This is a genomic window from Aequorivita lipolytica, from assembly GCF_007997135.1.
Taxonomy (GTDB): Bacteria; Bacteroidota; Bacteroidia; order Flavobacteriales; family Flavobacteriaceae; genus Aequorivita; species Aequorivita lipolytica.
This window is the reverse complement of sequence record NZ_VORU01000008.1, coordinates 140,421-158,989: the sequence shown is the minus strand read 5'-3', so window position 1 is coordinate 158,989 and position 18,569 is coordinate 140,421. Positions and strand designations below refer to the sequence as shown.

The window sequence follows — 18,569 nt, the reverse complement described above, 5'->3', positions numbered from 1 at the left end:
GACCGGGTTCCCTTCGACAAGCTCAGGATAAACTTCTCACCCGGCTTCAATTTCTTATAAATTATTAATATACAAAAAAAGCTCCCCATTTCTGAGAAGCTTTTGTTTTGGGTGGAAGACCGGGTTCGAACCGGCGACCCTCGGTACCACAAACCGATGCTCTAACCAGCTGAGCTACAACCACCATTTATCGTGCTTTTAGGCAAAATACCGCTAAGCGGACCTGCATATTCCAGCAGGCAGGTGCAAATATAATTCAATTCTTACGGTTGCACAATATTCTTGCTTAAGAAAATTAAATTAAATCGAAAATCGAATCTACCGCAGGATAGCGCTCTGTTGTGAATCCCTCGCCATACTCGGTACCAATAAGTCTTCCCAAATCTTGCGCCCGATAAGTGATGCTATCGCGAAAATTGGTTGAAGAAATTGGGGTTTCAGGCTCATCTGCTTCTTTTTGGTGAAACTGGCTTTGATACGCAAAAACAGCCTCTAACTTTTTCTCTAAAAAACCTGTTACATCAACTACAAAATCAGGCTCAATGTTTTTCCATTGTATATAATGGTAAACGTGTTTGGGTCGCCAAGCCTTTTGGTGATTGCCTTCGTAAATACTTTCAATTTTTTGGAGGCCGCTTAAAAAACAAGCGTCGCTTGCTAGTTTGCTCGCTTTTCCGTGGTCTATGTGTCTGTCATCTATGGCGTTGCAAAGCACGACATTGGGCTGATATTTTCTGATAATTTTAATGATTTCGAGTTGTGATGCCGCATTATTCACCAAAAACCCATCGGAGAATTCTAGGTTGTGTCTAAATTTTACACCCAAAACTTCTGCTGCGGTTGCTGCTTCTTTGTCTCGTATCTCAGCAGTTCCGCGGGTTCCAAGCTCCCCGCGGGTAAGGTCTAAAATACCTACTTTTTTTCCATTGGCTATTTCTTTTGCTAAAGTTGCCGCACATCCCAATTCCACATCGTCTGGATGTGCGCCAATGGCGAGTATATCAATTTTCATAAATAAGTTTAAAAGTTTAATTGTTTATGAGTTTAAAGGCTGGTGGATTGAATTCCTATCAGCAACAAACATCCTTTAATCTTCAGTTTTTAATATTTTCATTAGGTTTTTATTCCAAACAAAAAATAGTAAAATTGAAATTCTAACATTTTGAAAATGCTCCTTCCAAATCGGCAATTATATCTTCCACTTCCTCAATTCCCACTGAAAAACGCAATAAGCCATCGCTTATATTTTGCTCTTTTCTCGCCTCAGGTGTTAATAAACTGTGTGATGTTTTTGCAGGTGAAAGAATGGTAGATTCCACACCAGCCAGACTCATTGAAGGTTTTATCATTTTTAAACCTTTTAAAAATTTACTTACATCCAAACCTTCATTTATTTCAAAAGAAAGCATTCCCGTATACCCACTCATTTGTTTTTTTGCAAGCTCATAATCAGGATGGTTTTTCAGACCGGGATAGTACACTTTTTCAACCAAAGGATGTTTTTCAAGCCAGTTCGCCATTTTTTTAGCATTTTTATTTTGGGCTTTTACGCGCAACACCATCGTTTTCATACTGCGCTCCAAAAGCCAAACGGTGTAATCGCTAAGATTTCCACCCAGATTTTTAGCAAGATTCCAAATTATTTTTATGTTTTCTTCGCTAGCGGCAACAGCACCTGCAGAAATATCACTGTGTCCACCCATATATTTCGTGGCACTGTGTATCATAATATCAATCCCGAAATCTGCCGGAGTTTGGTTTACGGGCGAAGCAAAGGTGTTATCGATCATTGTTAAAATTTTGTGTTGTTTCGCCAATTTTGAAATCATTTCCAAATCTGTAATGCGCATTAAAGGATTTGAAGGCGTTTCAACAAAAAGAACTTTAGTGTTTTTCTGAATTTTTTCAGAAAAATCTGCTTCCGAGAAACCATCGGCAAAAGAATATTCTATTCCGAATTTATGAAACTCCTTAACCACAAAATTATAAGTTCCTCCATATAAAGTCTGCGGAAGCACCACGTGATCGTCTTTGTGTAAAAACGCAAGCATTGCAGTACTAACGGCAGCCATTCCACTCGAAAAAATAAGTGCTGCTTCACTTTTTTCAAGCATTGCTATTTTTTTGCAGAGCGCTTCTTGGTTTGGTGTATTAAAATAACGTGGATAGCGCTTCACTTCCACGTCTTCATACGCATAGCTGCTGGACATATATAGGGGTGAAATGGCGCCTTTAAATTGTTTGTCCTCTACCTCGCCAATGTGCGTGCAAATGGTGTTTATACCTAGGGATTTTAATTTCATTTTATATTGGTTTTTCAGAAAGTTTAAAGGTATGGTTTTTTCCAGAATCAGGACAGAAAGGAAAACAGGATTAGAAGGGAAATCAAAACTCCGAAGAGAAGAAACGATAAAGAAACGATTCAGGTTTTAGGAAACTACATTTGTAATTCTTTCCATAAGCTTTTCATATTCTGAAAATTTTCCAACGTGGATTTCATCGCGTGAGTTGGCAAGCGTTTCCTTTAAATAAATTTCTTTTGGAAATAGAATCTTTGTAAGTTTCTCAACTTCTTCTACACTGAAACTTTTATCCTTTAATTTACGGTAGTAAGTTCCCTTAGGAATTTGAAGTTTTTCAATAATATACGCCGTCTTATAAGGTGATTCTTTTATAAGCTTGGGAAGTTCTTTTAGATAATTCGAGTATTCTGAGACCAATTGTATCATTTTATTAATATTTATTTCAATATAGCCATAATAATTCACTCAATCAAACCATCTACATTTTATAATAAGTTGCAACGAGATAAGTTCCCGCTAATTCACTGCTCTTCACGAACTGCCACTGCTAACTTTTTAAGTATCTTTATAAAAAATTGTTGTTGCAAAAATTATTTCATGAAATTACTGCTCACACATATAAAAGAATTGCTCCAGGTACGTGAAAACTGTCCTTCAAAACTTAGTGGCAAAGAAATGAATGAACTTCCAACCTTAAAAAATGCTTGGGTTTTTATAAACCACGGTATTATTGAAGATTACGGAACAATGGACAAAATGGGCCCACATCAAGGTTTTAAAACGTTGGATTGCAGCGGAAAAATGGTGCTTCCCGCTTGGTGCGACAGCCACACACATATAGTTTACGCAGGCAACCGCGAACAGGAATTTGTAGATAGAATTAAAGGGCTCAGCTACCAAGAAATTGCCGAAAGAGGCGGAGGAATTGTAAACAGCGCAAAAAAATTACAAGAAACTTCGGAAGAGGATTTATACCATCAATCTGCCGCTCGTTTGGAAGAAGTGATGCGTCTAGGCACAGGAGCTATTGAAATAAAAAGCGGTTACGGATTAACAACTGATGCTGAATTAAAAATGCTACGCGTTGCAAAAAAACTTGCTGAAGAATATCCTATTACCATAAAAACCACATTTTTAGGCGCACACGCAATTCCCACGGAATATAAAGGCAATAAAGATGGTTATCTAGATCTGCTCTGTAACGAAATGCTGCCAAAAGTAGCTGAAGAAAAACTTGCAGATTACGTAGATATCTTCTGTGAAGAAGGGTATTTTTCTGTTGCCAATTTGGAACGAATTCTTTCCGAAGGAAAAAAATACGGTCTTATTCCAAAAGTACACGTCAATCAATTCAACAGCATCGGCGGGATTGCAGCAGCCGTAAAACACAAAGCGCTGAGCGTAGATCATTTGGAAGTTTTGACAAATGAAGATTTAGAAGCATTGAAAAATAGCCAAACTATGCCCGTGGCACTTCCCTCCTGCTCCTACTTTTTGAGTATTCCCTACACGCCCGGCAGAAAAATTATTGACGCCGGACTGCCATTAGCGCTCGCTACAGATTATAACCCAGGTTCTACGCCAAGCGGAAATATGAATTTTGTAGTTGCAACGGCCTGTATAAAAATGCGTTTAACGCCCGAAGAAGCTATAAATGCAGCTACTATAAATGGCGCGTATGCTATGGGTTTGAGCAAAACCCACGGCAGTATTACAAAAGGGAAAATGGCAAATCTTATTATTACAAAAGAAATTCCATCCTACGGCTATTTGCCCTATGCTTTTGGCAGTAATTTGATTGATTCGGTAATTATTAATGGGCAAGAAGTAAAGTAACCCCTCCACCTATCGGCACCTCCCCTTAAAAAAAGGGGAGGAACTTATTTAAAACCTAAAAATATATTGAGGATTATTATGAACTTGCTTAAAATTTATTCTGAAAAAGATGTTGTTTCTTTTATAAAGAAACGGGCTGGAGAAATTAAGTTTGGTGAAAAAGTAAACTTTGTTGAAACGCTCGACGATTTAAAAAATCATTCGGCAAAATATGTGCTTTTGGGAATTCCAGAAGATATTGGAGTTCGTGCAAACTATGGAAATCCCGGAACTTCAAAAACTTGGGAAGCCGCTTTGGGAAGTCTTCTAAACATTCAGCACAATCATTTAACCAATGTGGAAAACGTAATACTTTTAGGCGAAATTGATTGCGAAACGCAAATGAAACAGGCAATAACTATTTCAAAAGAAGAAAACCACTATGCCGAAAAACTGGGCGAATTGGTTACCCAAATTGACCATAAAGTTTCGGAAGTTGTAAAACTGATTATTGAAGCTGGCAAATTTCCAATTATTATTGGCGGCGGCCACAACAACAGTTATGGAAACTTGAAAGGTGTTTCCGAGGCATTGCAAAAACCAATAAACTGCATCAATTTTGACGCGCACACAGATTTCCGTTCCCTAGAACATCGCCACAGCGGCAACGGGTTTTCGTATGCGTTTGAAGAAGGGTTTTTAAATAAATACTTCATTTTCGGATTACATAGAAATTATACTTCGGAAGCCGTTTTCAATTCAATTGAAAAAAATTCCGAAAGGGTAAAATTCAATCTTTTTGAAGCTATTACCATCCAACAAAAAATATCCTTTTCCGAAGCAATGAAAGAAGCTGAAAATTTCTGCAGCAATGAAAACTTCGGAATTGAACTGGATATGGACGCCATTGAAATGATGGGCAGCAGCGCGATTTCGCCCAGTGGATTTACTTTGTCTGAGGCTCGAAAATTTGTTTCCTATTTTTCAAAAAACGCCAATGCGCGTTACCTTCATATTTGCGAAGGGTCGCCATCTGCGGGGCTTTTTCCGAATCAAGTGGGTAAAGCGATTGCTTATTTGGTGAGTGATACAATCTCATAATTTTATAAAAAACGCCGATAACTCTTGTTTTCTTGGTATCTTCATTCAAAAAATATTATTTATGAAAAATCTAGCCTACATTTTAATGGTTACAATTGTGTTAACAGCTTGTAAAAACACTTCAGAAAAAGAGGAATCGGAGGCAACGATCAATACTCCATTAGAAGAAGTTGATGGCGGGGAGGCTGCAACAGAAGAAGGTTTTACCATCAATCCGGTAGAGCACGCCACTATGGTCCTAAATTGGGACGGAACAATAATTTATGTAGATCCCGTGGGCGGAAAAGAAGCATTTTTGAAATATACCGAACCAAATTTGGTTTTGGTCACAGATATCCACGGCGATCATTTGGACCTTCCTACACTTGAATCCATTGTACTGGATAATACCCAAATAATCGCTCCAAAAGCGGTATTTGACAAATTATCTGAAAATCTTCAAAAGAAAACAAAAATTTTAAATAATGGCGAGAGCACTTTAAATAATGAAATTACTATAGAAGCTATCCCAATGTACAATCTGCGTAAAGAAGCTTTGAAATTTCACGAAAAAGGACGTGGAAACGGGTATATACTTGAACAAAATGGTGAGCGAATTTATATTTCCGGCGACACCGAAGATATTCCAGAAATGCGTAATCTCAAAAATATTGATATAGCCTTTGTCTGTATGAATCTCCCATATACAATGACGGTTGAAAAAGCAGCCGAAGCGGTTTTGGCTTTCAAGCCAAAAACCGTTTATCCATATCATTACCGCGGAACTGAAGGGTTGAGTGATGTTGAAAAGTTCAAATCTTTGGTGGAAGCAGGCAATCCAGATATTAAGGTTACACAATTGGATTGGTATCCAAAAAAATAGATTTCCAAAGGAATGAAAAATTATTCAACAATTAATCTAAGTACAATTGAATTTGCGTGGAGAGTTTTTACGGCATTTTATATGTTTCGCTATGGAATGGTGAAGCTAACTGGTGAACAGTTTGCTTATGGTAAAGATCTTTATGACAAAACAATAAATGAATTATCAGGTCTCGATTTAACTTGGGTATTTTTTAGTTATTCGGAAAGCTTTGCAAATATCATCGCTCTTTTTCAGATTTGTGGAGGTTTGTTATTGTTGTTCAATAAAACTAAGTTATTGGCAGTAACCCTTCTGTTTCCCATATTATTGAACATTCTCCTGATTGATATACTCTACGCGGGTTATCCAATATTGGAAGCAATAATAAATGTTTCTTTTTATATATTAGTACTCGTTTTTATATGCTATAATGAGCGGATCCAGATATCAAAAGCATTTGCCGCGCTGATTTTGAGTCCTAAAAATCCGTTAAGTCTGAAAGCAAAAACATTTCAAATATTCGTGGTTATTCTTACAATAATCTTGACTTACATCATTATCAATTTTATAATCAAAAAATTTTTATTGGGAATTCATTTCCAATCAGAAATATTTCATTGATCCTAATTTTCTTTTATGAACTTTCATTCCGCAAACAATCTTTTGTGATTGGGCTGATTGTTGAACCATTAATTACGATATTTACAATGGATTTCAATCCGTTTCAAAAAAAAAACTAAAATTTAAAATCGCCTTTGATGAAAAATTACAAATACTTATCCCCGTCTTTTGCTCTTTTAATAGTATGCTCAGTCTTTCTTCTATCAAGCTGTAAAAACACTTCTGAAGAAAAAGTATCCGGCAAGGAAACTGGAAAAATGGAATATCCCGCCGAGTGGATGTACAACCAACGCGCTTATCCCAACAATTATATAAATAAAGAAGCTTACAAAGAAGCCGTTCTTCAGTCCAGACAAATTATTGCAAACAGAGCTCCTGAAATGGCTGGAGAATGGACATTTGTTGGCCCATTAAACACTGGTGGACGCGTTACAGACGTTGCGATTTCTCCTGATAACGACAATCATCTTTACGTAGCCACAGCAACGGGTGGGATTTTTAGAAGTTATGATGCTGGCACAAACTGGACGCCAATTTTTGATGAAGTAACAAAACCATCAATTGGTGATATTGCAATAGCTCCCTCAAATTCACAACGCATTTACGCCGGAACTGGTGAAGCAAACGGAAGCGCTACAGATGGTGCCTATTTTGGTGATGGAGTTTACCGAAGTGACGATGCCGGTGATACTTGGACGAATGTTGGTTTGCCAGAGAGCAACCACATAGGTCGCATAGTTGTTGATCCTACAAATCCTGACCGCGTTTTTGCCGCGGCTACTGGAGAACTATACGGTAAAAATGTAGAGCGAGGGATCTACAGAACAATAAATGGCGGAACGAATTGGGAACAGGTTCTTTTTGTGACAGATTCAACAGCGGCGATTGATTTTGCTATGAATGTTGCAAATACAAACATTATTTATGCAGCAATGTGGGAGCGCACCCGCAAACCTTGGCAACGTGATTATGGCGGTGTAAGTTCTGCTATTCACCGTTCGATTGACGGTGGAACGACCTGGACGGAATTAGGAGCAACCAATGGCCTACCTGCTCCAAATGCACAAACAGGACGAATTGGTATCGCGGTTTCTGAATCAGACCCTTCAACGGTTTATGCCCGTTTTACAACTAATGAAATTACCAATGAATTTGATGGTTTATACAAATCAACAGATAATGGCGACAATTGGACACTGGTAACCACGCCGGGAGCCCTCAATGGAATAGATGCTAATTTTGGGTGGTATTTCGGAAATGTGCGGGTTAACCCTACAAACTCTGAAGAAGTTTATGTAATTGGTTTTGAAATGGCAAAATCAACCAACAGTGGTGCTTCTTGGCAAACCTTACCCGGAATGCACGTAGATCATCACGCATTGGATTTTTCAAGAACAAACAGCAACTTTATGCTCTCCGGAAACGATGGCGGTGCTTATATTTCTAATAATGGAGGAAGTAGTTGGACTAAGTTTTTAAATCTTCCAATCACACAATTTTACAATATTGAAGTGGATTATTCACAACCCGAAAGACTTTATGGGGGTACACAGGACAACAATACTATCCGCACTCTCACCGGAGGCACTAGCGATTGGAATTCAATTATTGGCGGCGATGGTTTTCATGTGAATGTAGACCCCAACGACAATAGTTATGTTTATGGAGAATCGCAATATGGAAATCTTCGGCGTTCAACAAATGGGGGCAGCTCATTTCAAAATGGAACAAATGGGATAAGCGGTAGCGACCGCACAAACTGGAATACTCCGGTAATTCTTTCACCGTTCGATTCTTCTAAAATGTATTACGGGTCTAATAAGCTTTACACCTCAACGCGCGCAGTTTCTTGGACTGCCATAAGCCCAGACTTAACCGATGGCCTGCATCCAAGTGGTTCTTTAGCTTTTGGTACACTCACCGCTATCGCAGCTTCCTATAACAATCTTGACGTTATTTATACCGGAAGCGATGACGGAAACGTAAACGTAACTTTTGATGGGGGAACAACGTGGACAGACGTTAGCACCGGCCTGCCAGACCAATACATTACTTCAATCGCGATGGTTCCGAGTGACGATATGGTTGCTTATGTAACGGTGTCAGGTTTTAAGTATTTAGATTATACGCCACGCGTTTTTAAAACTGCGGATGGCGGACAGAACTGGACAGATATTTCATCCAATCTCCCAAATATTCCCGTAAATGATATTATTGTTTATCCAGCCGAAAACATACTTTTCGTTGCGACAGATTTAAATGTTTGGTATTCCAAAGACGATGGTGCCAATTGGACCATTTTAGGAAACAACCTTCCATTTACAGTTGTAATGGATTTGAAACTTCACGAACCTACGCAAACACTTTACGCCGGAACTTTTGGAAGAGCGATGCACAGTTATGACGTGAGTACTATTTTAGGAGTTGAAGAAAATGAATTAAGTGAAAATTCAATCAAAGTTTATCCGAATCCAGCAACTTCAGAATTTACAATTTCTCAAAATATTTCTTCGGAAGGGACTGTTCAGCTTTATGATATTTCAGGGAAAAAGATAAAAGAATTGTTCCGAGGAAATTTCGGCTCAAATAAAAACATCAAAGTTAAAACTGACGGGATTGCGGCAGGAATTTATTTAGTTAAAGTGACTAGCGGAAAGCAATCTTTTACGAAGAAACTAGTAATCAAAAAATAAATTGTCCGTGTAAAATTAAAACTCCCAATTCAAAAACTGAGTTGGGAGTTTTTAAATTTATACATTCGGCTTATTGCTTTTCACAAACTACGCCCCAAATAGGCAACACATTTTTAGAAGTATTTATTTTTACATTTGTTTCATCAATTACTCTAAAATCTGCCGCACCTGAGAAGTTTTTGTCGAAAATAGCTGCAAGCGAAAATTTAGGGTTTTTAAAATTTAGAATTTTCCAATTTCCCTCAGAAGTGTAAGTTCCCTTTTCTGAAATTACAATCGGTTTTTCTTCCGTATCTGGTTGTGGAATGCTTTTGAAGTCAAATTTAAACGTATTGTTTTCAAAAAGCTTTAACGATATTGAAGCAACTCCATTCCCTAAACTTTTGTAGGAAACAGCTTCAATATTACCCAAGACGACTTCTTTGGATTCTTTTGAAGCATCAACTCCTTTTCGCTTCGCTCCGCATGATGAAAGAGCTATTAGCAAACCAATTATCATAATATTTCTCCACATAATTTAGCGTATCAGTTTTTTGTACTTAATTCGTTTCGGCATCAAATCGCCACCCAAACGTTTCTTTTTGTTTTCTTCGTATTCGCTGAAACCACCTTCAAAATAATACACCTCACTATTTCCTTCAAAAGCGAGAATGTGTGTGCAGATTCTGTCCAAAAACCAACGGTCGTGACTAATTACAACTGCGCAACCTGCAAAGTTTTCCAGACCTTCCTCAAGCGCTCGAAGCGTATTTACGTCCAAATCGTTCGTTGGCTCATCCAGCAAGAGTACGTTGCCTTCTTCTTTTAAAGTCATCGCGAGGTGAAGCCTGTTCCGTTCCCCACCAGAAAGCATAGAAACTTTTTTGTTCTGTTCGCTTCCGCTGAAATTAAAACGGCTTAAATATGCTCGCGAGTTAACCTGCCTGCCGCCCATCATAATCAATTCCTGACTATCGCTGAAGTTCTCCCAAATGGTTTTATCTACATTTATATTTGAATGTGCCTGATCTACATAGGCAATCTGCGCGGTTTCACCCACTTCAAAAGTTCCTTTGTCTGGCGCTTCTTCGCCCATAATCATTTTAAAAATCGTGGTTTTACCAGCACCGTTTGGGCCAATAATACCAACAATTCCAGCTTGTGGCAATTTGAAATTCAAATCTTCGTAAAGCAATTTATCTCCAAATGCTTTTGAAACGCCTTTGGCCTCAATAACATTTGTTCCCAAACGTGGACCGTTCGGGATATAAATTTCAAGTTTTTCATCCAATTGTTTTTGGTCTTGGCTTAGTAGTTTATCGTAATTCTGTAAACGTGCCTTTTGTTTTGTTTGACGACCTTTCGCACCTTGTCGAACCCATTCCAGCTCGCGTTCTAAAGTTTTTTGACGTTTGCCCGCTGTTTTAGATTCCTGCGCCAAACGTTTCGATTTTTGATCCAGCCAAGAAGAGTAATTTCCTTTCCACGGAATACCTTCTCCCCTGTCCAATTCCAAAATCCAACCCGCAACGTTATCCAAAAAATATCTATCGTGTGTTACGGCAATCACGGTTCCCTTATATTCTGAAAGGTGATGTTCTAACCAGTGAACACTTTCAGCATCCAAATGGTTTGTGGGCTCATCTAGCAAAAGTACATCCGGTTCTTTTAGAAGAAGTCGGCAAAGTGCGACCCTTCTTTTTTCACCGCCGGAAAGAACGCTGATCAATTTATCAGGTTCGGGCGTGCGCAAGGCATCCATCGCTATATCTAATTTTGTGTCGAGTTCCCAAGCGTTTGTAGCGTCAATTTTATCCTGAAGCTTTGCCTGCTTGTCCATCAGTTCGTCCATTTTTGCAGGGTTTTCATAAACCTCTGGCAAGCCGAACATATCGTTTATTTTATTGTATTCGTCAAGAATATCAACAACTTCCTGCACGCCTTCCTTTACAACTTCAAGCACGGTTTTGGTTTCGTCGAGTTTAGGCTCTTGTTCAAGATAACCTACAGTATAACCTGGCGCAAAAACTACATCGCCTTGATAGTTTTTTTCTTCGCCGGCAATGATTCGCAACAAAGTGGATTTACCACTTCCGTTAAGACCAAGGATACCAATTTTGGCACCATAGAAGAAGCTTAAATAAATATTTTTAAGAACTGGAGTCTGGGCACTTTGATAGGTTTTGGTCAACCCAGACATTGAGAAAATTACTTTTTTATCGTCGCTCATTTTGTGATTTTTGAGAATTCGTTGATTCGTTAATGTAAATTTAATAATCTTAGAATGATGAGCATTTGGCCACTGTGATATGCCGTATGCTCAATAACCAACATTATTTCACGTAAAAGTGTTTGCTCGCCATTGCCATTCTTAACAGATTGCATCAATTTATTTTCATCATTTAGAAGAAAAAATTTTAGACGTTCACGATCTGTTAGGTATTCAGCTTTTAAATTTTTCCAATCATCTTCGCTTTTACATACTTTTTCTTTGGGCCAATAGTAATCTGGCCATTTTGGTTCGGTGTAATCGCTGGAGCATGTAAATTTCACAATATCTTTCTGCGAAAATGTTACGTGAAAAAACATTTCATAAAAGGAATACGGAAGATTCGCGGGACGAGTGTTTATGTCTTCAAAAGAAATTTTCTTCAGCATTTCGATAACCGGAACAAATGCCTCACCACCATCGAGGTGCTTGGCTAGCCGGTATCGAATTTGTTTTTCTTCAGACATTATTTTGTTGATTCGGGATTTGGGATTCGTTAATTCGGAATTTGTTAATTAGAGATTTGTAGCTTCGGATTTTATAGTACTGAAATAGCTACTGCCCACTGCAACTGATCACTGAACACTGAATTAAACCCTTCCCTTTAAAGCATTAAAAACCCAAGAGATTGCAAAAAAGCCAATTCCCACGGCGGCAAAACCCCATCCGGCAACGTCGTCATAACGAAATGCTCCTAATGCAATTAAAATACAGCCCATTAGAATCATTATAAAAGTGGCCCAAGCCAGTACCGTATTTTTATTCATTCCCATAATCTATTTCTGTTTGGTTAGTCTTCTTTTTCAAGCCGCAAATTTACGCGTAAAAACAAATATCGGTAATATAAAACAGATTTTAGTTAACAAAATGTCATAGTTTTTGACGGAAGACGGAAGTTGGAAGTCGGAAGCTGGAAGACTTTGCTAGAAGATAAGAGCAGTAAAATTTCATCTTTGAACTTTAAACTTTGAACTTTGAACTTAAAACTTTGCTGCATTTTGTATTTTAGCGCAAACATAAATTTCCAATGGATTTAAACTTCAACAAAAACGAAGACCACAATAAACTGCTGGTTTCAGAATTAAAAAATAAACTATCAAAAGTAAAGCTTGGCGGAGGCCAAAAGCGAATAGACAAACAACACTCGCAAGGCAAACTTACTGCTCGTGAGCGTATTGAATATCTGCTCGATCCAAAAAAACCGAGTATTGAAATCGGAGCCTTTGCTGGTGATGGAATGTATGAGGAACATGGCGGTGCATCCGGTGGTGGCGTGGTTGTGAAAATTGGTTATGTGAAGGGCAAGCAATGTATTGTTGTTGCCAATGACGCCACTGTAAAAGCGGGCGCTTGGTTTCCTATAACGGCAAAAAAGAATCTTCGCGCACAGGAAATTTCTATGGAAAACCGGTTACCGATTATTTATTTGGTGGATAGCGCAGGGGTTTATTTACCTATGCAGGATGAAATTTTCCCCGATAAGGAACACTTCGGAAGAATTTTTAGAAACAACGCCGTTATGAGCAGCATGGGCATCACACAGATTGCCGCCGTTATGGGCAGTTGTGTGGCCGGCGGCGCCTACCTTCCTATTATGAGTGATGAAGCGTTGATTGTGGACAAAACTGGAAGCATCTTTCTAGCGGGAAGTTATTTAGTAAAAGCCGCCATTGGCGAAACTATCGATAACGAAACCCTTGGTGGTGCAACAACACATTGTGAAGTAAGCGGCGTAACCGATTATAAGGCGAAAGATGATAAAGATGCACTCGACAAAATTAAAAACATTTTTTCTAAAATTGGAGATTTTGACAAGGCTGGTTTTAACCGTGAAAAAGCTTTAAAACCAAAGGAGAAGCAGGAAGATATTTACGGAATACTACCAAAATCGCGTGCAGAACAATACGATATGCGCGAAATTATAAAACGCCTCGTGGACGATAGCGATTTTGAAGAATACAAAGAAGGCTACGGCCAAACAATCCTTACAGGTTACGCCCGCATAGACGGTTGGGCCGTGGGAATTGTAGCCAACCAACGCAAATTGGTAAAAACTACAAAGGCCAAAACCAAACCGAGTGAAATGCAATTTGGTGGTGTAATTTATAGCGACAGTGCAGATAAAGCCACTCGTTTCATTGCCAATTGCAACCAAAAGAAAATCCCACTTGTGTTTTTACAGGACGTTACCGGATTTATGGTAGGCAGTAAAAGCGAGCACGGCGGAATTATAAAGGATGGCGCCAAAATGGTAAATGCCGTTAGCAACAGCGTTGTTCCAAAATTCACAATTATAATTGGGAATAGTTACGGCGCCGGAAATTATGCTATGTGCGGAAAAGCCTATGATCCCCGATTGATTGTAGCTTGGCCAAGTGCGGAACTTGCGGTTATGAGCGGAAACAGCGCCGCAAAAGTTTTGCTTCAAATTGAAACTGCTTCGCTCAAAAAGAAAGGTGAAACTATAACCCCTGAAGATGAAAAAGAAATGTTCGATAAAATAAAAGCCAGATATGACAGACAGATCTCTCCGTATTATGCTGCTTCTAGAATTTGGACCGATGCAGTGATAGATCCGCTGGACACGCGAAAATGGATTTCTATGGGCATTGAAGCCGCAAACCACGCGCCTATTGAAAAAGCTTTTAATTTAGGGGTTATTCAAGTGTAGTGTTCGTGATTCGTGATTGGTGATTCGTGATTCGTGATTCGTGATTCTTGATTCTTGATTCTTGATTCTTGATTCTTGATTCTTGATTCTTGATTCTTGATTCGTGATTCGTGATTCGTGATTCGTGATTCGTGATTCGAAAAATAAATAATTTTCAGTCGTTAATCGTTAATCCTTTCTTTTTTTCCAAATCTCAGGATTGCGGCTGGTGTGGATTATTGATAGGATTTCGATAAAACTTTCATCAACAATTCTATAATATATTCCAAAAGGAAACTTTCTTAAATAGCGTACCCGCGTACTTTTATATTTCAATTGGAACAATTCTGGGTTTTCTGAAATTACATCGAGCTGGGCGTACAATACCTCCAAAAACATCAAAGCGAGCGTAGAATTAATATTGCCATAATAATCAAAGATTTCATCGGCTTCTTGTTGGGCAAGTATCCGTATTCGCAACTGATACATTTATTTCTTTTTAAAGGAATCTTTGAATTCTTGGTAAGTAACATAATTATCGGGGTTGGCATCTGCCTCTGCAACGCGATCATCAATTATTTTCTTATGCGCCTCGCTCAAAGAATAGTCTTTAATCTGTTCCTTTTCCTGCATCATTAAATACAGTTGAAACTCCTCCATGGTCTTAAAATGGGTTTTATCCAAGTTCAGTTCTTCATCTATATAGATTGTGGTCATAAGTAGAGAATTTATTTTTTAAGAGTTAATCTTCTAATTTCGAAAATCCTCTTTCCCTAACCCTAAAGGATAAGGATTTTCTTAGTTCTTGCTGCGGTTAAGAATTTTTTCTCCCTTTAGGGCTGGGAAAGAAAAATTCTTATTGTGGTCATAACAAAAAAGTTTTACCCAAAGATAGCGAATATTGCGAAAGTAATATTGTTGCTTTTTTACGCAATGTCTTAAAGAATGTGCTTGGGCAGACTTTGCTTACTTCCAAAGGAACCAGCAATAAAGAGCAAGTGGATATTTCTGGTTTTAGCGCTGGCAATTATTTTGTGAAAGTTACTGTGGGCAATAAAGGAAGCAAGGTTTTACGTGTTATAAAAGAATAATTTCTTTAAAAACCCTTCCTGCATTTGGAACGCTGGAAGGGTTTTTTAATTTATTTTAAATTCTTCAAAACCTCAGCCCGCTTTATCTTTCCGGTTTCAGTATAAATAAATTTGGACAGAGTGTATATTCTCTTAGGTTTTTCATAAGCCGAAAGAGTTGTAAAAGCTTCCGAATAATCTTCAACTTTTAATTGCTTTTCACTCTCGATTATCAAAATAACCCGTTCACCCAAAGCTCCATCTTTTTCCGATGTTATAAAGAAAGGCAGGTTTATGTGAATTGAAAGTTTTTCTTCCACCGTTTCGGGATGCACTTTTGTACCGCCACTATTAATCACATTATCTATCCTTCCCAAAAATTTAAAGGAAGTTGGAGAAATTAGTTCAACCACATCATTGGTAGCGACGGTTTCTTCTGAAATTTCGGGAGCGTGAATTTGTAAACAACCATTTTCTGACTGTGAAAAATTCACTTTTGGAAGTGCAGAAAAAACAGCAGATTTTTCCTTTCCATTTAATGGTCGAACGGCGATATGACTAATAGTTTCAGTCATTCCATAAGTTGCGAATATGTGCGTTTCACATTTCTGAAGTTTTTTCTCTAATTTCCACGGCACCGCTCCGCCACCAATAATTAGTTTTTTCACTTTGTACAAATCTGCTAAAGAATGAAAAACTTGGTACGGAACCATTGCTGTAAAATCGAAATCGGCGTCTATGTTTTCGAGAGGATTTTTTTCGGGTGCAACTGTGTGCAAATCCCAACCAGCCGTCATTGCACGCACGAGCATCATCTTCCCTGCAATATATTCCGAAGAAAGGCATAGCAATGCTTTTGTATTTTCCTTTAAGTCAAAATGATTTACCGTGGCTTCAGCACTATTAAAAACGTGTTCTTTTTGAAGTATTATATTTTTCGGAATTCCTGTGGAACCGGAAGTTTTTACGGTTATAAAATCGTTGTCGTTCAACCATTCCAAAATAAATTTTCCAATAGCAATTTCATCCCCCTTTCCTTTTAGAACAAAATAGTTTGCACGATCCTTTAGCGATTCCGCAGAAGAAAACGCTTCGCCATTTAATTTGAACTTTGGTAGCAATAACGGTTTCACTATTCAATAAAAGTTGAATTCTCGTTATTTTCTTCAGTAATAACAATTGGTTCTTCCACTTTTCCGAAGAGCTTTCCGCCCCAATCTCGCCATTTGTAACGCCACGCCATCAGCAATAGGAAAATTGGATAGAGAATTAAAACAGGTGTAATTACATCAAACCCTGCGGAAGGTTCTGAAATATCCTTTAATACGGAATTAGTTTTGAAAACGGTCCAATCAGCCGTTACCAACAATGCGGTTATCAAATTGTTTCCTGCGTGAAAACCGAGTGCAAGCTCCATTCCTTCATCCATAAGCGTCATAATTCCCAAGAAAAAACCTGTGCCTATGTAATAAACCATAATTATATTTCCGAATTTGTCAACTTCGGGATTGGCAAGGTGTAACGTGCCAAAAATCACGGAAGTAAGTACAAGCGGAAGCCATTTATTTTTTGCCAAAACCCCAATTCCCTGCATCAAATAACCCCTAAAAAGATATTCCTCAAAACTAGTCTGCAACGGAATCATAATTATGGCAATAACAGCGAGAATTAAAAACGGAACTAAATCAAATTGCAACACATAATCTTCCGGATTGCTGTAATAATCCAATCCTGTAACAACTAAAGTAGTAATAGTTATTAGGGCAAAACCAAAAAATACGCGTCCCCAATCGGTTTTTTTTCGTGAAGTTGTAAGCGTTACAAAACGTTGCCGATGAAGGTAACGCACCACAAGATAAACTCCCAACAAACCGATTGCAAAACTCAACAGCATCAAAAATAGCGTGAGATTTGAGCTTAATGTAGTTAAAACTTCATTTTCATCTATGGAAAATATACTTTCATCATCGGACAATTTTTTAGACATCACCGCAAGAATTAACGGAATTGTGCCAATTTGGCTAGCTAGAAAAATAATTATAAATCCCACTAAGTAGCGCCACCATTCGTGAAGGACATTAAAGGCTTGTTTTATGTACATTTTTTGTTATTGAGTTATTGGGTTATTGATTATAGGTTATTGGTTATTTAAATCTTGAATCATGAATCTTAAAATTTGAATTAAATCTGAAAATCCCAATCAACCGTAGGATTGTAATGCAACTTACCGCTTAAAACTTCCAGCGGACTTTCAATATTATTGGTGTAAAGGCTGCCCGTGCCCAAACCTTGTGGCAATTTACTGTTTTTTGTAAAAGTATATTGTGAAATCGCGCTCAAACCCACATTACTTTCCAAAGCAGAAGTAATCCACCAACCTGCATTGTGTTTTTCAGCGAGGTTTATCCAACTATCGCTTCCGCGGAAACCGCCTATTAATGATGGTTTTAAAATGATGAATTGGGGTTTTATCGTATCGAGTAATTCTATTTTTTCTTCTTCTGAAAAAACGCCGATCAATTCTTCATCCAATGCAATTGGAAGCGGAGTTTCCTCACAAAGCCGAGCCATTTCCTGCCATTGTCCTTGTTTTATGGGTTGCTCAATGGAATGTAATTTTAAATCTGACAGCACTTTTAGTTTTTCCAGTGCATCTTTTGGGGAAAATGCACCGTTTGCATCAACGCGCAATTCTACTTCGGAAGCGGAAAACTCTTCTCGTATTGATTTTAAAAGTTCAATTTCGGTTTTGAAATCTATTGCGCTAATTTTCATTTTTATGCAAGTAAAACCTTGCTTTAGTTTTTCCGAAATCTGTTCTTTCATAAAACTTTTATCGCCCATCCAAACCAAACCATTTATTGGAATTGAAGCTTCGCCACGCGTAAATTCCGAAGGGAATAATTCAAAAGGATTTTCTGAATGTAATGATTTAAATGCGGTTTCAACGCCAAATTGTATTGAGGGGAATTCCGTTAAAGCTTCGTGTAAATCTTCTTCATTTACACCCATTGCAATATTTTCGCAAACGCCTTCCAATTCTTCTTCGTAGTCTGGACGATCGTCAATGCTTAAACCGCGCAAAAGCCCGCACTCTCCTACTCCAAAACTTTCCTCGGTTTTAAGAATAAGGAAATAAGTTTCTTTGGTATTCAAAACGCCTCGGGAAGTTCCGCTCGGTCTTTTGAAGTTTAGGATGTGCTTTTTAAAAGTCGCTATCAATT

Annotated in this window: 19 protein-coding genes and 1 tRNA gene; 7 read left to right on the top strand and 13 right to left on the bottom strand. The window is 38.2% G+C overall.

Annotated elements, in window-relative coordinates; genetic code table 11:
* Window positions 1–109 precede the first annotated feature (109 nt).
* The 4 genes from ESV24_RS10660 to ESV24_RS10645 form a co-directional block, all read right to left on the bottom strand.
* A tRNA-His gene (locus tag ESV24_RS10660) sits at window positions 110–185 on the bottom strand.
* A gap of 110 nt (window positions 186–295) precedes the next feature.
* Window positions 296–1,012 (bottom strand): bacillithiol biosynthesis deacetylase BshB1, encoded by a 717-nt coding sequence (gene bshB1 / locus ESV24_RS10655; protein ID WP_111816248.1) that lies wholly within the window; start codon window positions 1,010–1,012, stop codon window positions 296–298.
* Between the two features lie 142 nt (window positions 1,013–1,154).
* On the bottom strand, window positions 1,155–2,303 hold the full coding sequence (locus ESV24_RS10650; RefSeq protein ID WP_111816247.1) for a trans-sulfuration enzyme family protein: 1,149 nt from the start codon (window positions 2,301–2,303) through the stop codon (window positions 1,155–1,157).
* Window positions 2,304–2,429: 126 nt separating this feature from the next.
* Entirely contained in the window at window positions 2,430–2,729 is a 300-nt protein-coding gene (locus ESV24_RS10645; protein WP_146743164.1) for a hypothetical protein, read from the bottom strand.
* A gap of 171 nt (window positions 2,730–2,900) precedes the next feature.
* On the opposite strand from ESV24_RS10645, the gene hutI reads away from it, so the two are divergent.
* The 5 genes from hutI to ESV24_RS10620 all read left to right on the top strand — a co-directional run bounded on the left by hutI (window position 2,901) and on the right by ESV24_RS10620 (window position 9,377).
* Window positions 2,901–4,139, top strand: a complete 1,239-nt coding sequence (gene hutI / locus ESV24_RS10640) for an imidazolonepropionase (RefSeq protein ID WP_111816245.1) — start codon at window positions 2,901–2,903, stop codon at window positions 4,137–4,139.
* 78 nt (window positions 4,140–4,217) lie between these two features.
* Complete coding sequence (locus tag ESV24_RS10635) at window positions 4,218–5,219, top strand: formimidoylglutamase (RefSeq protein ID WP_111816244.1); 1,002 nt, start codon at window positions 4,218–4,220, stop codon at window positions 5,217–5,219.
* A gap of 61 nt (window positions 5,220–5,280) precedes the next feature.
* A complete protein-coding gene (locus ESV24_RS10630; RefSeq protein WP_111816243.1) occupies window positions 5,281–6,081 on the top strand; it encodes an MBL fold metallo-hydrolase in 801 nt (266 codons plus the stop codon).
* A gap of 12 nt (window positions 6,082–6,093) precedes the next feature.
* The gene (locus ESV24_RS10625; protein WP_111816242.1) at window positions 6,094–6,684 is read left to right on the top strand and encodes a hypothetical protein; all 591 of its coding nucleotides are present in this window, start codon (window positions 6,094–6,096) and stop codon (window positions 6,682–6,684) included.
* Window positions 6,685–6,821: 137 nt separating this feature from the next.
* Window positions 6,822–9,377: a T9SS type A sorting domain-containing protein gene (locus tag ESV24_RS10620; protein WP_111816241.1), complete on the top strand. Its 2,556-nt coding sequence runs from the start codon at window positions 6,822–6,824 to the stop codon at window positions 9,375–9,377.
* Between the two features lie 70 nt (window positions 9,378–9,447).
* On the opposite strand, the gene ESV24_RS10615 is transcribed toward ESV24_RS10620, so the two are convergent.
* The 4 genes from ESV24_RS10615 to ESV24_RS10600 all read right to left on the bottom strand — a co-directional run bounded on the left by ESV24_RS10615 (window position 9,448) and on the right by ESV24_RS10600 (window position 12,398).
* Entirely contained in the window at window positions 9,448–9,891 is a 444-nt protein-coding gene (locus ESV24_RS10615) for a hypothetical protein (RefSeq protein ID WP_111816240.1), read from the bottom strand.
* Window positions 9,892–9,894: 3 nt separating this feature from the next.
* Entirely contained in the window at window positions 9,895–11,586 is a 1,692-nt protein-coding gene (gene ettA / locus ESV24_RS10610) for an energy-dependent translational throttle protein EttA (RefSeq protein WP_111816239.1), read from the bottom strand.
* A gap of 29 nt (window positions 11,587–11,615) precedes the next feature.
* Window positions 11,616–12,092 carry a DinB family protein gene (locus ESV24_RS10605; RefSeq protein WP_111816238.1) on the bottom strand — a complete coding sequence of 159 codons (477 nt, stop codon included), beginning with the start codon at window positions 12,090–12,092 and terminating at the stop codon, window positions 11,616–11,618.
* A gap of 123 nt (window positions 12,093–12,215) precedes the next feature.
* Window positions 12,216–12,398 (bottom strand): CAL67264 family membrane protein, encoded by a 183-nt coding sequence (locus ESV24_RS10600; RefSeq protein WP_111816237.1) that lies wholly within the window; start codon window positions 12,396–12,398, stop codon window positions 12,216–12,218.
* Window positions 12,399–12,652: 254 nt separating this feature from the next.
* On the opposite strand from ESV24_RS10600, the gene ESV24_RS10595 reads away from it, so the two are divergent.
* Complete coding sequence (locus tag ESV24_RS10595) at window positions 12,653–14,296, top strand: acyl-CoA carboxylase subunit beta (RefSeq protein ID WP_111816236.1); 1,644 nt, start codon at window positions 12,653–12,655, stop codon at window positions 14,294–14,296.
* A gap of 168 nt (window positions 14,297–14,464) precedes the next feature.
* Here ESV24_RS10595 and ESV24_RS10590 read toward each other — a convergent pair whose 3' ends face one another.
* Window positions 14,465–14,755, bottom strand: coding sequence for a type II toxin-antitoxin system RelE/ParE family toxin (locus ESV24_RS10590; protein ID WP_170227885.1), 291 nt, complete (start codon window positions 14,753–14,755; stop codon window positions 14,465–14,467).
* A 9-nt stretch (window positions 14,756–14,764) separates the two neighbouring features.
* A complete protein-coding gene (locus ESV24_RS10585) occupies window positions 14,765–14,992 on the bottom strand; it encodes a hypothetical protein (RefSeq protein WP_111816234.1) in 228 nt (75 codons plus the stop codon).
* A gap of 230 nt (window positions 14,993–15,222) precedes the next feature.
* Between ESV24_RS10585 and ESV24_RS15335 the strand changes: the two genes are divergently transcribed.
* The gene (locus ESV24_RS15335) at window positions 15,223–15,366 is read left to right on the top strand and encodes a T9SS type A sorting domain-containing protein (RefSeq protein ID WP_160110616.1); all 144 of its coding nucleotides are present in this window, start codon (window positions 15,223–15,225) and stop codon (window positions 15,364–15,366) included.
* 50 nt (window positions 15,367–15,416) lie between these two features.
* On the opposite strand, the gene ESV24_RS10575 is transcribed toward ESV24_RS15335, so the two are convergent.
* The 3 genes from ESV24_RS10575 to ESV24_RS10565 form a co-directional block, all read right to left on the bottom strand.
* On the bottom strand, window positions 15,417–16,478 hold the full coding sequence (locus ESV24_RS10575) for an AMP-binding protein (RefSeq protein ID WP_235004035.1): 1,062 nt from the start codon (window positions 16,476–16,478) through the stop codon (window positions 15,417–15,419).
* Entirely contained in the window at window positions 16,478–17,446 is a 969-nt protein-coding gene (locus ESV24_RS10570; protein WP_111816231.1) for a CPBP family intramembrane glutamic endopeptidase, read from the bottom strand. Before ESV24_RS10570 ends, ESV24_RS10575 begins: the two co-directional genes overlap by 1 nt.
* A gap of 80 nt (window positions 17,447–17,526) precedes the next feature.
* On the bottom strand, window positions 17,527–18,567 hold the full coding sequence (locus ESV24_RS10565) for an o-succinylbenzoate synthase (protein WP_111816230.1): 1,041 nt from the start codon (window positions 18,565–18,567) through the stop codon (window positions 17,527–17,529).
* Between the last annotated feature and the right edge of the window lie 2 nt (window positions 18,568–18,569).